Source organism: Furfurilactobacillus curtus (assembly GCF_054657915.1).
Map to the genome: position 1 here is coordinate 1,092,245 of NZ_BAAHXU010000001.1, position 13,327 is coordinate 1,105,571.

The 13,327-nt window shown below is 43.9% G+C and carries 11 protein-coding genes; 4 read left to right on the forward strand and 7 right to left on the reverse strand.

Annotation, left to right across the window (positions count from 1 at the left end; all coding sequences use genetic code 11):
* Positions 1-115 precede the first annotated feature (115 nt).
* A complete protein-coding gene (locus ACYQ0Y_RS05385) occupies positions 116-2,203 on the forward strand; it encodes an LTA synthase family protein (RefSeq protein WP_407884837.1) in 2,088 nt (695 codons plus the stop codon).
* Positions 2,204-2,520: 317 nt separating this feature from the next.
* Here the strand turns inward: ACYQ0Y_RS05385 and lepB are convergent, their stop codons facing one another.
* Entirely contained in the window at positions 2,521-3,135 is a 615-nt protein-coding gene (gene lepB, locus ACYQ0Y_RS05390) for a signal peptidase I (RefSeq protein ID WP_459935461.1), read from the reverse strand.
* Between the two features lie 182 nt (positions 3,136-3,317).
* On the opposite strand from lepB, the gene ACYQ0Y_RS05395 reads away from it, so the two are divergent.
* The gene (locus ACYQ0Y_RS05395) at positions 3,318-4,463 is read left to right on the forward strand and encodes a low temperature requirement protein A (RefSeq protein WP_407884833.1); all 1,146 of its coding nucleotides are present in this window, start codon (positions 3,318-3,320) and stop codon (positions 4,461-4,463) included.
* A gap of 48 nt (positions 4,464-4,511) precedes the next feature.
* Here ACYQ0Y_RS05395 and ACYQ0Y_RS05400 read toward each other — a convergent pair whose 3' ends face one another.
* The 4 genes from ACYQ0Y_RS05400 to ACYQ0Y_RS05415 all read right to left on the reverse strand — a co-directional run bounded on the left by ACYQ0Y_RS05400 (position 4,512) and on the right by ACYQ0Y_RS05415 (position 8,060).
* A complete protein-coding gene (locus ACYQ0Y_RS05400) occupies positions 4,512-5,510 on the reverse strand; it encodes an NAD(P)/FAD-dependent oxidoreductase (protein WP_407884831.1) in 999 nt (332 codons plus the stop codon).
* 16 nt (positions 5,511-5,526) lie between these two features.
* Complete coding sequence (locus ACYQ0Y_RS05405) at positions 5,527-6,990, reverse strand: amidase (RefSeq protein WP_407884829.1); 1,464 nt, start codon at positions 6,988-6,990, stop codon at positions 5,527-5,529.
* Positions 6,991-7,175: 185 nt separating this feature from the next.
* Positions 7,176-7,319, reverse strand: coding sequence for a hypothetical protein (locus ACYQ0Y_RS05410; protein ID WP_407884827.1), 144 nt, complete (start codon positions 7,317-7,319; stop codon positions 7,176-7,178).
* A 225-nt stretch (positions 7,320-7,544) separates the two neighbouring features.
* The gene (locus ACYQ0Y_RS05415; protein ID WP_407884825.1) at positions 7,545-8,060 is read right to left on the reverse strand and encodes a GNAT family N-acetyltransferase; all 516 of its coding nucleotides are present in this window, start codon (positions 8,058-8,060) and stop codon (positions 7,545-7,547) included.
* A 135-nt stretch (positions 8,061-8,195) separates the two neighbouring features.
* On the opposite strand from ACYQ0Y_RS05415, the gene ACYQ0Y_RS05420 reads away from it, so the two are divergent.
* The gene (locus ACYQ0Y_RS05420; protein ID WP_407884823.1) at positions 8,196-8,774 is read left to right on the forward strand and encodes a DUF805 domain-containing protein; all 579 of its coding nucleotides are present in this window, start codon (positions 8,196-8,198) and stop codon (positions 8,772-8,774) included.
* Between the two features lie 256 nt (positions 8,775-9,030).
* Here the strand turns inward: ACYQ0Y_RS05420 and ACYQ0Y_RS05425 are convergent, their stop codons facing one another.
* Together ACYQ0Y_RS05425 and ACYQ0Y_RS05430 are read right to left on the reverse strand one after the other, a co-directional pair.
* On the reverse strand, positions 9,031-11,079 hold the full coding sequence (locus ACYQ0Y_RS05425; RefSeq protein ID WP_407884900.1) for a heavy metal translocating P-type ATPase: 2,049 nt from the start codon (positions 11,077-11,079) through the stop codon (positions 9,031-9,033).
* A gap of 221 nt (positions 11,080-11,300) precedes the next feature.
* Positions 11,301-11,732: a CopY/TcrY family copper transport repressor gene (locus ACYQ0Y_RS05430; RefSeq protein WP_407884821.1), complete on the reverse strand. Its 432-nt coding sequence runs from the start codon at positions 11,730-11,732 to the stop codon at positions 11,301-11,303.
* 212 nt (positions 11,733-11,944) lie between these two features.
* Between ACYQ0Y_RS05430 and ACYQ0Y_RS05435 the strand changes: the two genes are divergently transcribed.
* Positions 11,945-13,195 carry an aminotransferase-like domain-containing protein gene (locus ACYQ0Y_RS05435; protein WP_407884819.1) on the forward strand — a complete coding sequence of 417 codons (1,251 nt, stop codon included), beginning with the start codon at positions 11,945-11,947 and terminating at the stop codon, positions 13,193-13,195.
* Positions 13,196-13,327: the final 132 nt, after the last annotated feature.

Genomic DNA, 13,327 nt, shown 5'->3' on the forward strand with positions numbered 1-13,327 from the left:
ACGGTCAACGATTTAAAGTTTATGTAAGGTCACAAGCTGTTTTTATCTTGGTCACCAACTCACGTGGTACACTTAATCGATGTTAATCACGAACCGGAACGAGGAAAGAAATGCGATGCGTAAGTTGCAAGCAAAACTAAATACTCGAATTGGCCTATTTTGGCTGTTGATTTTTCTGTTTTGGGCCAAGACTATGTTGGCCTATATCATTGACTTTCATTTAACAATCAGTGACCCACTTCAAGGGGGCATTATGCTCATCAACCCCCTTGGCACTAGCCTACTATTATTTGGACTGGCCTTTTATGCGCGCAAAGCCCGTTATTTTTATCCGATTCTCGGACTAACGTACATTTTAAACACTGTCCTATTGTATTTGAACGTGATCTACTTTAGAGAATTTACCGACTACATGACTGTGTCGACTATGACCGGCTATGACAAAGTCAACCAAGGATTATCAGGTAGCTCATTGGCTTTGACAATGCCTCATGACGTGCTTTACTGGCTGGATATCATCGTCATCCTCACATTATTTATCGTTCGTTGGCTTCGATTTGACAAACTCCCTCTGCCTAAAAAAACCGGCTTTGCTATGACTTCCTTTGCCATCGCAATGATTACCTTTAACTTAGCCGTCGCAGAGGTGGATCGCTCACAACTCATGACGCGAACATTTGACCGCAGTTACGTCGTTAAATACCTAGGGTTGGACTTCTTCACGGCTTACGACGGTGCTAGTGAGTGGCATACCTCAGCGATGCGCGCTGCGGCAACCAAGTCAGAACTCAAAGAAGTGACCAACTTCACTAAATCTCATTATGCCGCACCTAATAAAACAATGTTTGGCGCCGCTAAGGGTCGCAATGTCATTATCATCCATCTGGAGAGTTTCCAACAATTTTCCATTGATCAAAAAATCAATGGAAAAGAAGTTACGCCATTCCTTGATAGTCTGTATCACTCTAAGGACACCTATGCTTTTGACAACTTTTTCCACCAAGTTGGTCAAGGAAAAACATCCGATGCAGAGAACATGCTCGAAACCGGCACGTATGGTCTACCCCAAGGTTCACTTTTCGCCCAACTCGGTAGTGACGAAACCTTCCAGGCTGCACCAGCCATCCTTGAACAATCACCGGAACATTACACCACCGCCGTCTTTCACGGAAATGTACCTAGCTTTTGGAATCGAAATAATGTCTATCCTAACTTAGGCTATCAATATTTCTTTGCCCAGGAGTATTACGACCATAGTGGTGATCGTTCTGAAGGCTATGGCTTAAAGGATAAACTACTCTTTGATGATTCAGTCAAATACTTGCAACACCTGCAACAACCGTTTTATGTCAAATACCTAACCGTAACCAACCACTTCCCCTTTGATCTCGATAAAGAAGATCAAGATCCCAACTTCAAGACGACGGATACGGATAGCTCAGTTGTTAATAATTACTTTATCACCAATCATTATTTGGATCAGTCAGTTGAAGAACTCTTTAACTTCCTCAAAGCTTCTGGGCTTTATGATAAATCAATGATCGTTATTTACGGTGATCACTATGGCATTTCTAATTCTGAAAACAAGAGTCTAGCTCCTGTGCTTGGTAAAAATGCTGAAGACTGGACTTCGTTTGACGATGCTCAACTACAACGTGTCCCATTTATGGTCCACATCCCTGGTAATGGCCATGGTAAGATCGAACACCAATATGGCGGTGAAATCGATGTCGAGCCAACTTTACTTCATCTGCTCGGAATTAACACCAAACAATACGTGCAATTTGGCACTGACCTCTTTTCCAAGCAACACGATCAAGTCGTCGCTTTCAGAAATGAAGATTTTGTAACGCCAAAATACACCTCATTGTCTGGCACAGTTTACGACAATAAAACGGGCCAAGTTGCCAAACTCACCGCAGCGCAAAAGAAACAAGTGACTGCCGACCAGACAAAAGTCGACAAAGAATTATCGCTCTCTGATTCACTCAATCAAAAAAATTTGTTGCGCTTCTATGATCCAAAAGGGTTCACTCCGGTTGACCCAGCCAAGTATAAATATACTAAAGGCTTACAACGAGCTGAACAAATTGAACGTGATCGTGGTGTTGGTAGTACTTCACTCTTTAGTCAAAACGGCGACAAATCGATTGAAAACTTATATCATACTGATGCCCCTGAAGTGAATAGTAAGGGTCAATAGATTCATTGATCATCTTTTGAAGAAAACAAGCTCGTTTCCATTAACGTGGAAGCGAGCTTGTTTGTTTTCCTGGTTCTGCAGATAAAATGTAATTCCCTTTTGTTAGGCATTAATTGCTTGCTGCCAGCCAGCTGGTGTTCAGAGGCGTCTGCCTCACATTTAGACAAAAATGGCACTCAAAAATGGAGCTGAAAAAAAGCCAAAATCTAAATTTCACTTCTAGCCTAAATAGCAAAAAAGCGGGACCTAAGTCAAGTAAGTGCACCCTTAATACTCGTCACTTACCGGCTTATATCCCGCTCTCGTTTTTAAAAAATTCATTTCACATTAATTTCTTCATGATGTGCTGCCCATGGATAAGCCTTCACAACGCCCACAACTTTGCTTTTCGGAACAAACCCGTAATAGCGACTGTCATTTGAAACAGCCCGATTATCACCTAAAACAAAGTACATTCCCTTAGGCACCCGCTTTTTACCGGCATTTTTCGTCCAATTCTGATCATAGCTTAAGCTGTTTAGCGTAAAGCCTTGATACTTGCTACCTGAATGAGGTAATGGGCTTAAGGTTCCTGCGATCCGTTGCTGCTTAGTAATATAGTTTTGAGCGACGTATTTCCCATTGATATATAACTTACCATCAGCATGATAGTCAATTTCATCGCCAGGCAGTCCGATCACCCGCTTAACATACTTAATGTTGTGGTCGGTCGCTTGTGGATCAACACCGTACGCGTTGAAGACAATCACTCGATCACGACGAATTGGCGCCATTTTAAACGCCCAAACCTTTTCGTTATTTTGTAGATTTGGCTCCATTGATGGACCGTCAACCCGCACGTGGGCCACAAACAACCACTGTACAAGGAAGGCGATTAACACCCCGATCACAACCGGCCAAATCCAACTCATTACTTTTTTGATGGTGGGCACATCCTCTCAAATGTCAAATTAAGTGTGATCAATGCTGAAATTAATGACGCACCCATCACGTGTTTGATTATAACGATTTTTTGTACATTAGCGTAGTTTTATCCTCAAAATCGCGGTAAATTTTAACTATCATTATAAATCCCACCATTTTACTTCAAACTTTTTAAAAGGACCCATAATCAATGCAAAATTCATTCTTTCAATGGTGGCGCGCGCCGCGCAAAGTCACTCATCAAATTCGTGATCGTAAAATCTCTTGGTTAGAGTTATTTTCCGATTTAGCCTATGTGGCCATTATTCATCTAATCACCGTGAATTTCGCCACCCATTGGACTCTCAGTGGCGTTATGACTTTTACCCTAGCCTTCATGCTGATTTTTAATAGTTGGCTAAACATCGCTTGGTATTATGATTTGCATGGCGATGATAGTCTCAGAACCACGGTCTTACTGCTCAGTCAGGTGCTCGCAATTAGCCTGGTCGCAGTATTTCTACCTGCTATTTTCATAAATCATTGGACCGGATTTCTATGGACTTATTTGGTCGTTCAGACACTTATTACTTATATTTGGTGGTCCACCGGGCATTTTGATCCTGATCATCGAGTCACCTCTTGGCCCTATGTCAGATATTACTGTGGCGCTGGCATACTCCTCATTATTGCAATAATCGTCGCTAACCCCACGGTGTCAGTTGCCATTTTATGGAGCGTTTTTATCATTGATTTTGGTACGCCTTTTTTCACGCGGCGGCGATTTGATCGCGAATCGATAAAACGTCAACTTCCCTTTGAAATTTCAGCGTCTTTATTGGAGCGTTTTGGTCAATTCACGATGATCATTTTGGGGGAAGCACTTGCCGATTTGATTGACCATGGTATTGAAGAAACAACTATGAAAACCATTCTACTCTTCTGTATCAGTCTGCTGTTCGTCGTTGCCATCTGGTGGCTCTACTACATGTTGATGGACAACTTGCACATTCATGGACATAGCTACCTGCCACTACTCTTATTTCGACTACTCCATACTCTCTGGTTATTCGTCCTAACAGGACTCATCTTTAGTTTAAGTTATCTGCCTGAGCCACATCATTCTGGCATCCAAATTTGGTTTAGCATTTTTGCTGTGATGACATTTCTACTGCTCCAAGGACTAGCAAATTGGAATAACTGGCAACTAAAGTCAGCAAAGGCTTTATTGTGGCAAGGTGGCGTCCTGATGTGCTTGCTGATTGGCGCTAAATTAGCTCCAATCGGACAAATCGGTTTAAGTACCCTTGGCTTACTGGTCTACATCCTTAGCCGAGAACCCCAGTTACATCAATAATCAAAATACGGGGAGCTTAGTCCAGATTGATCCGAGCCCTGCGCTCATCTATTTGTCTGGCAAATGAACCGAGGTGCTGTGAACTGGTCCATGATGATGTGGATCAATAGCAAAGGCTGCGCTGTGGACAGCTGTGGCAGCTTCACCAAAACCAGTCGCAATCAGGGCCACTTTACCTGAATAGTTAATTGCATCTCCGGCCCCATAGACACCAGCAACACTAGTTTGCATGGTGGAATCTACGGCGATTTGTTGGTGCTTTTGTTCAAACTGTAGCTCCCAATTTTCAAACACCGCATGATCAGAAATAACACCGAAATTGACGACTAAATCATCAACCGTGATGGTACGATGATGATCCGTTTTCATTTCTTTCAAGTCGACGTCCAGCCGCCCATCACTCGTGGCCGCTAATCCTTGAGCTAGATACGGTGTCATTTGCTCAACGCTGGAAGTATTCAAGCTGGTGACGCTATGTGGCAATGCTCTAAATTCATTACGCCGATGCATCAAGTAGACATGCTTGGCCACCGGTTCAATCATCAAGGCAATATCAATAGCCGCATCCCCGCCACCAGCGACCATGACGTCATGATTCGCGAAATGAGCTAGCTTCGGTAAAAAGTACCATAAATGTTCGTTTTCAAACGATGCCGCATTTTCAACAGCTAGTTTACGCGGTGTAAAGGCGCCGTTACCAGTGGTAATAAGAATGGCTTTACTGTGTGTCACGCCACCATTAGTCGTGATAGTAAAATCACCCAACTGCCCACTAATGTTAGCGACAGTCTGACTCGTTTTGACCGTTACCGGAAATAAAGTCATTTGTTCACGCAAGCGATCAACCAATTCTTGCCCGCTGATGCCGCTAAAACCCGCAACATCTAAGATTTTCTTTTCTGGATATAACGCACTTACTTGCCCCCCTACGTCTGGTAAACTTTCCAAGACTTGGGTGTGTAATTCTTGTAAACCAGCATAAAAAGCGGCGAATAACCCTACTGGGCCGCCACCAATGATCGTTAAGTCATAATTCTGCTCAGCCATGATCGTCTCTTTCTACTTAATCATTAATTTTTGGCAAATGTAATAGGTTATTTTGTTCAAATAAACGCCCGATTCGCAACAAGGTTAGTTCTTCACCTTTACGGGCGGTGAATTGAATTCCTAATGGCAAATTCTTCTCTGTCAGCAGTGTGGGTAAACTAATCGCTGGCTGACCGGTCAGATTTGCTTGTTGGGTAAACGGCGATTGGGTCAATTCTTGTTCGAAATAATCCCATAACAACTGTAATCGATCGGCTGGTGCCAATTGGGCAACCTGATCAATCTGGGCGTCAATATCTGGATCGACTAGTGGATTGTCCAAACGCGGCGCCGGGTGTGCAGTAGTTGGCGTGAGGTATAAATCATACGTATCATGAAACACGTCCATTTGCGCACTTGCTGCATCCCATAGACTAATTGCTGCACTATATTGGGCGCCAGTTACGCCCAAACCGGCCTGATAAATCAACCATGTTAGTCGTTCCATATCATCCATCACGAGTGGTCGACCTAGCGCCTGACTAACTTCATCAAACATTGCAGCTGTCTCTGCACCATTCATTTGATAATAAGAACGCATTAATGCCAAGCCATCTAATGGATTTGCTTGTTCCACAACATGATAACCTTGCTGTTTTAAAAAGATAACTGCATCTTCCACAGCTTTAACAGCATCACTCGATACAGGCGTGCCTACTGGTGATTTGGTCGAATAGGCAATCGTCAGTTCATGGGGTTGGTCCCATAACTGATCGTTGAATCCTTGCAAGTTGATGGGTGTCGAAAATGGCGCGGCTGGTTGATACGTTTGTAGCCAATCCAATAATGTCGCCGTGTCGCGAATAGAACGAGTCAAAGCAAAATTAATGGATGCCCCACCCCAACCTCGCCAACCCGTTGGCCCAACTGGAACCCGACCACGCGTTGGTTTTAATCCGATTAGGCCAGAAAATGAGGCGGGGATTCGAATTGAACCACCACCATCGTTGCCAGCAGCTACTGGCACGAACCCAGCTGCGACACTTGTTGCCGCGCCACCTGATGAGCCACCTGAATATCGCTCATGATCCCAAACATTCGCTGTTTTACCATAAAGAACTGGATCAGTAATGTTCTTAAACCCGAATTCAGGAGCATTAGTCTGACCGATAATAATGAAACCGGCTGCTTGAAGTGCAGCCACGAAGTTGTCTGTTTCACCGGCGACTTCGTCTTTAAAAAGTCGCGAACTCAATGTTGCTGGCTCACCTTTTAAATTTTGACCCAAATCCTTAAGTAATAAGGGCACTCCTAAAAAGGGCTGGCCCGTGTCAATTAGCTGATGGGCTTCTGCTAAGGCCGCTTCTCGCCGCGTTGAAACAACCGCATTTAACTGGTCGTTACCCGCGTCAATGCGCGCAAAAGCCTGGTGAACAAGTTCTTCACTGGTGACATCGCCTTGGCGAACCTGTTGTGCTAACGCAATTGCATCCCATACCATGATCAATAACCTCCACTTCAGGTAAGTTGCTTACCGTCAGTATACGCATTTTTGCGTCAATGAGCGAAGAAAAGCTCAGCACATGAGTGCGGCTTGAAAAACAAAGTAAACTAAAAAACATCACGGGCAAGCAGTCACTCATAATGAGTACTCAAGTCCGTGATGTTTTTATCCACGAGAATTAATTAATTCTCGTCTTCTAGCTTTTGGGCATCTGCATCAATCGTGGCAAACCCGGACACTTTGTTAGCTGGCTTAGGGTTCTTAGCACGGTCTTCTTCTGCTTTTTCGATCAACGCTTTCCGTTCTTCCTTACTCAATTTAGCCATTGTTATCGCCTCTTTTGTAATGAATCAACAACGGGCGTCGCTAAGTGATTGGCTCGGTGTAAAGCTCGCTGACTTCAGTCTAGCCCTTTTCAGTGAAAGATTAAACCCACCGGCAGGTTATGTCCATCTTTCAATTTATCCCAATAACTAATGTTCAAGCATTAATCAACACGCAAATCATCTCGTTAGTTAATCTATCCCTTTAGACGGCTGCTTCACTTTGAACTATCGTTGGTCAGCAATTAACTCATAAACCAGTACACGACCGACGTGGTCAACAGCACTGAACCCCTGCGCAATTAATAAATCTGAAGCAGCACGATTTTCCTCACTAACATTTGCCAGTAAGCGTTTTAAGTTCAATTCGTCAAACGCAAATGACATCATATGGGTTAAGACTTCAGTCATCACACCATGTTGTTGAATCACAGGTAATAATTCAAACTGTATCTCGGCGACAGTCCTATTTGTGTCAAAATGAAGGAAACTAAATGTGCCTAAATATTGCTGAGTTAGTTTGTCCCCAATGCCCCAAATTAAAGCCTCATTATTCATTACTTGACTCATTGTTCGGTTAACGTAAGTCGTCGTAGTCATTAAATCCGCGTCCACATTGCGGCCAATCATGGCAGCCACTGTCTCGTCATGCCGAAGTGCGAAGATGTCCTTAACCTTGTACATCGTCAACCAGTCCAGCACGTAATGTGCGGTCATGATTGGATGATAACGTTCAAATTGCATTAAATTGGCCCTCTTTCTTCCCCCATTAATTAATATAACCCATTATACTAATCTCACCGCCTTAAGGAAGGATTAACCATTGCTGATTTCACCTCATGGTATAATTTCTGCATGCCATTAGAGGGGGAAATTAACATGTGGATCACGGATTATAAACGATTTTGGCAGCATGCGTTCAAATTCTCAGGGACTACAAGTCGTGGTGAATTTTGGCGCGTTTTTTTGATTAACTTAGCAATTGAACTCTTATTACAGATTCCCCAAAATATACGTGCCTTTGATTATAAGCAACATCCGACCGCTCGTATTGGGACCGGCAACCCTCACCTTAACCACTGGCTATTTGCTGGCGGTGATAACAGCGTGATTACAAATGCTTTTTTAGGGATAGCACTCTTATTCTTACTCGTAACACTTATCCCTAAGTTAGCCTTAACCATTCGACGTTTCCACGACTTTAATTGGTCCGCCGGCTGGCCAATTGCTTTTTGGACTAGTCGCTTTCTAATCACAAGTGTCATCATCTTTAAGCTCATTCAGGTAATTGAACACATTAAGCAAAAGCAGATGACCGCAGCCACTTATAATATGATGACAATTTTGATCGCAGCTAGCGTTTTTCTCCTAGTTCAATTAATCGAACTAATTTTATTAGCTAAACGGGGCAAACAGCCAAACCGCTTTACAACAAGTTCCACTAACCCACAAAATTGACAAACTTAAACACAAAAAGTTAGGACCAGCGCAAAATCTGAATTCTATTTTCAAGTTAAATAATCAAAACGACGAGTCTGGGACAAAACTAAAATATGAATTTAATTTCCAACCTAAACAGCCAAAAAGCGGGACATAAGTCAAGTGATTCCACCTAAAAGCAAACTGCAGACAATGAATAAACCATTATCATTCGTAGTTCGACCTTAGTGCTCCTCACTTACCGACTTGTGTCCCGCTCTCCGTCCTATCATTTCTAAGCTTGATTTTCCATTGGTTGCTTGATGTTCAAGGTCATCGCGTTAATTGCCACGATTACCGTGCTTAACGACATTAAAATCGCCCCAACCATCGGATCAAGCATAAAACCAAGTGGCGCAAGAATTCCAGCGGCTAAAGGAATCGCTAAAATATTGTATCCAGCGCCCCACCAAAGGTTTTGGGTCATCTTGCCAGTCGTCTTGCGGGCCAGCTCCAAAAATTCCACGACATCATGTGGATCGCTCCTGACTAAAACAACATCAGCTGAATCAATCGCAACGTCGGTTCCTGAACCGATCGCAATGCCGACTTCTGCTCGTGCCAAGCTTGGCGCATCGTTGACACCGTCGCCAATCATCATCACTGCGCCACGTTGCTGGTATTCACGAACATATTTTTCTTTATCTTCAGGCAATAATTGGGCATGTAGCTCTTCAATCCCCAATTGAGCCGCAACTTTGGCGGCAGTTTGCTGATTGTCACCAGTCAACATTACTGGGGTAATATTCTGTTGTTTCAAAGTTGCAATTAGTTCTTGAGCGGCCGGCTTTAATTCATCACCCTGCGCCACATAGCCTGCCAATTGGCCATTGATGGTTAAATAGCTAACTGAATTACCCGCACTCGCTAACGAATCAAATTGCTGTTGATCGAAGGTGATCTGTTGTTTCGTTAAATAGGCCGCCGAAACAAGCTGGATCGACTGACCTTGCCAAGTGCCTGACAAACCAGCACCAGTGATCTGGGTCACATCATTAATAGTAGCCGGTGTCACATTCTGGGCTTTTGCCGCACGTAAAATGCCCACCGCCAATGGATGGCTAGAGCCGGACTCCAAGCCAGCTAACAGCGCTAAAACCTGATCTTCAGATCGCTGATCATCATAACTCCCGACAGCATTAACTTTAAAATCGCCTTCAGTTAAGGTTCCGGTCTTATCCATTAGCGCAAACTTTAGGGTCTTGACCCGCTCGAGGGCATCTCGATTGCGAATCAACAGGCCATTACGGGCAGCGATAGATGTACTCCGGGCAACTACCAACGGAATCGCTAACCCCAAGGCGTGCGGACAAGCGATCACTAAAACTGTCACGGCTACTGATAATGCCAATGGCAAATTACCAACAACTAACCAAGTAACAAAGGCTACAATGGCCACAGATAACGCCGCATAAAAGAGGGTCCCCGCCACGCGATCGGCCATATTTTCTTGTTGCGACTTCGACTGTTGAGCATTCGTCACTAAATTAGCCACTTGCGCTAAATATCCCGAAGCACCCGTACCAGTGACACGCATTTCAAATGTCCCATCCCCATTGATGGCACCACCGATCACTGAATCATCAGCTTGTTTCGTCACTTGTTTGGATTCACCAGTTACCATCGCCTCATTAACTGACGTACTCCCCTTGATCAAAACACCATCAGCCGGAATTTGTTCACCAGCCCTAACTGAAACTTGATCTCCCTCGACTAAGTCAGCAACCTTGACGTCTTGTAATTGCCCATCAACCACTTTATGGGCAACATCGGGAAGTAATTTAGCCAGCGAATCGACTGCTGAGCCAGCATTCATCACAGCATTCATTTCAATACGATGACCAAGCAACATAATCACAATTAACGTGGCTAGTTCCCAAAAGAAATTTGTGACCATTGGACGAACGTGAAAGAGATCGTTGGCAATGACGGCATAAATACTGTAGATGTAGGCCACCGAAATCCCCATTGCAATCAACGACATCATCGCTGGTTTGCGCTCTTTTAACTCTGCCTTAGCGCCAGAGAAAAACGGCGATCCTCCGTAAATGAAAAGAATCGTTCCAATAATCGCAACGAGCCAATCACTCCCCCAAAAGGTGACTTGAAAAGGCAGTTTAAGGCCCATCATTGGCGTCATCACAATAATTGGCAATGTAAGTACTAAAGAAATCCAGAACTTACGGCGCAAATTGCCCATGTGCATCATACCGTGGTCGCCCATGGGCATGTCCATCTGGTCGTCCATATTATGGTGATCCATCGACATGTCCATTCCTGACATTTCATGGTCTTTCGGCATTTTATCCATTGTGTTCCTCCCGTTTACATATGTAATCAATAACCAGAGTTTACATTTGTAAACGACTGGTGTCAAGCCAACTGCCTGTTTTTTTATTCCTAGCGACGATGCGCGTCATATACAGTGGTAGATAACTCGGGATGAAGCACACTAAAAACACCGTCGGTAAACATTACCCACGGTGTCTCACTGACTTTTTACATTTATGGTTGGCAACCATCAGGTAGACAGTTACATGCAACTTCTGACGGAGCATCAACCGCCTTCGTTGCCAACAACTGTTGTAACTGGGCAATATCCGTGCGGCTTAAGGTCAAGTCGTCAACCAAACTTGCTAAAGTCGCGCCCACTTTCATCTCACACAAATGGCCAAACAACGCGTGCGTCGCTGTATCCATCGCCGCCTGTTCAGTGACCAATGGTGTATAAACAAAAGCTTGATTTGCCTTGGTAGTCGCCAAGGCGCCTTTTTTAACTAATCTGCCTAATAACGTTTTCACAGTGGCCGACTTCCAACCCATTTTATCAGCTAAGATAGTTGAAATTTGCCGACTTGTTGATTCGCCTAACGTCCAAACAATTCGCATGACTTCCCATTCTGCATCGCTAATTTCTAGTTGTACAGTTGCTTCCATGACCAAGACAACCTCCTCACCAGTGCATTTAATAACGCTTAGTTTACACTTGTAATCACAAATTATCAATCCACATGTTGACTACGTTAAGGCTCAAATTGGTCATCTTGATGGTGAAAATGTTTCATTGTATTTTCAGATAAATGAGTTTTATTTACTGCAATTCCTCGTTATACTGGCTGCAAGTCTTTGGAAAAAGGAAGGGTATGCTGATGGATAATCAATTTGCACAACGCGCGACAATTGGATCTGAAGGCCGGCTAGCCCAGCTATTTGGTGGTCAATTAGGCAATCAAGGAATTAAATTTTCAGCTGGGAATCCAGATCCTAATTCATTTCCCACCGATCGGATGGGGACTGCGATTAACTCAGTTTTACATCAAACAGGCAATCAATTATTTGAATACCAGACTGTTGTGGGGCCCAATTCACTACGTACTCAGCTTGCAAAGCGAATGGAAAAAACGGCTGATATCGCCACAAGTGCCGACCAAATCTTATTAACGGCCGGTGGGCAACAAGCATTGGATTTGGTAGGCAAACTTTTGCTTAATCCTGGCGATGAAGTTGCCGTCGAGGCGCCGACCTACGTTGGTGCACTGGCTGCTTTTGATCAATACGAACCAACTTATTACGATATCGAATTAGCTGATGATGGTCTCGATATCGATCAGTTAGAACGTACATTACGCCAACATCCTCACATAAAGTTGCTTTATACCGTCCCTGACTTTCACAATCCTACTGGCATCACGATGAGCATTGATAAACGTCAACGTTTAGTCCAGTTAGCTGACCAATACGATTTTTATATCTTAGAAGATACCCCTTACCGCGATTTAAGCTATGTAGGCTCCCCATTACCAGCCATTAAGTCATTTGACCGGGCCGGTCGCGTCATCTTTATCAGTAGCTTTTCAAAGATTTTGATGCCTGGCTTGCGCCTTGGTTGGGTTACTGCTAGTCCCACCATCGTTAATAAATTACGCCAATTAAAAGAGACCAATGATCTTGAGTCACCTGCGCTGATGTTGGCCGCCGTTGACGAATTTATGAAAACCAACGATTTAGACCACCATATCGCAACCCTATTACCGAGTTACCACCAACGCTTAACCACGATGATCGACGCCCTTGATGAAATGATGCCAAAATCCGTCCACTTTACTCGACCTACAGGCGGCTTCTTCATCTGGGTCACTTTGCCCACAGGATTCAATGCAGCCGATATTCTTGATCAAGTCGTTATTCCTCAAGCGCAGGTTAGTTACGTCCCTGGACGCGTCTTTTATGCACATCAAAACGTAACGAATACCTTCCGCCTTAATTTCTCTGGCGTAGAACCCACTGAAATTATAACCGGCGTTACTCGCTTGACTAATGTTTTGATACCGTTATTATCTCAGCCCACGACTTTTAAAGCCGCTGCTCCCGTAAAGTCAACTGTTCAAAATCATCACTAATCGGCTCAAAATATCTCACTTACCCATGCTTGCATACCCTTCCACCTTAATTAGCCCTTGATAGAAACACGCTTGGCTCTCGATTGGCTTAGTTGTTATTTCCTACCAAATGGGCTATAAATAAGTTCATAC

What these genes read in the sequence shown, in the direction of transcription:
- ACYQ0Y_RS05385 (WP_407884837.1), top strand. Translation starts at nt 116, where the DNA reads ATGCGTAAGTTGCAAGCAAAACTAAATACTCGAATTGGCCTATTTTGG.
- ACYQ0Y_RS05395 (WP_407884833.1), top strand. Translation starts at nt 3,318, where the DNA reads ATGCAAAATTCATTCTTTCAATGGTGGCGCGCGCCGCGCAAAGTCACT.
- ACYQ0Y_RS05400 (WP_407884831.1), bottom strand. Translation starts at nt 5,510, where the DNA reads ATGGCTGAGCAGAATTATGACTTAACGATCATTGGTGGCGGCCCAGTA.
- ACYQ0Y_RS05405 (WP_407884829.1), bottom strand. Translation starts at nt 6,990, where the DNA reads ATGGTATGGGATGCAATTGCGTTAGCACAACAGGTTCGCCAAGGCGAT.
- ACYQ0Y_RS05410 (WP_407884827.1), bottom strand. Translation starts at nt 7,319, where the DNA reads ATGGCTAAATTGAGTAAGGAAGAACGGAAAGCGTTGATCGAAAAAGCA.
- ACYQ0Y_RS05415 (WP_407884825.1), bottom strand. Translation starts at nt 8,060, where the DNA reads ATGCAATTTGAACGTTATCATCCAATCATGACCGCACATTACGTGCTG.
- ACYQ0Y_RS05420 (WP_407884823.1), top strand. Translation starts at nt 8,196, where the DNA reads ATGTGGATCACGGATTATAAACGATTTTGGCAGCATGCGTTCAAATTC.
- ACYQ0Y_RS05425 (WP_407884900.1), bottom strand. Translation starts at nt 11,079, where the DNA reads ATGTCAGGAATGGACATGTCGATGGATCACCATAATATGGACGACCAG.
- ACYQ0Y_RS05430 (WP_407884821.1), bottom strand. Translation starts at nt 11,732, where the DNA reads ATGGAAGCAACTGTACAACTAGAAATTAGCGATGCAGAATGGGAAGTC.
- ACYQ0Y_RS05435 (WP_407884819.1), top strand. Translation starts at nt 11,945, where the DNA reads ATGGATAATCAATTTGCACAACGCGCGACAATTGGATCTGAAGGCCGG.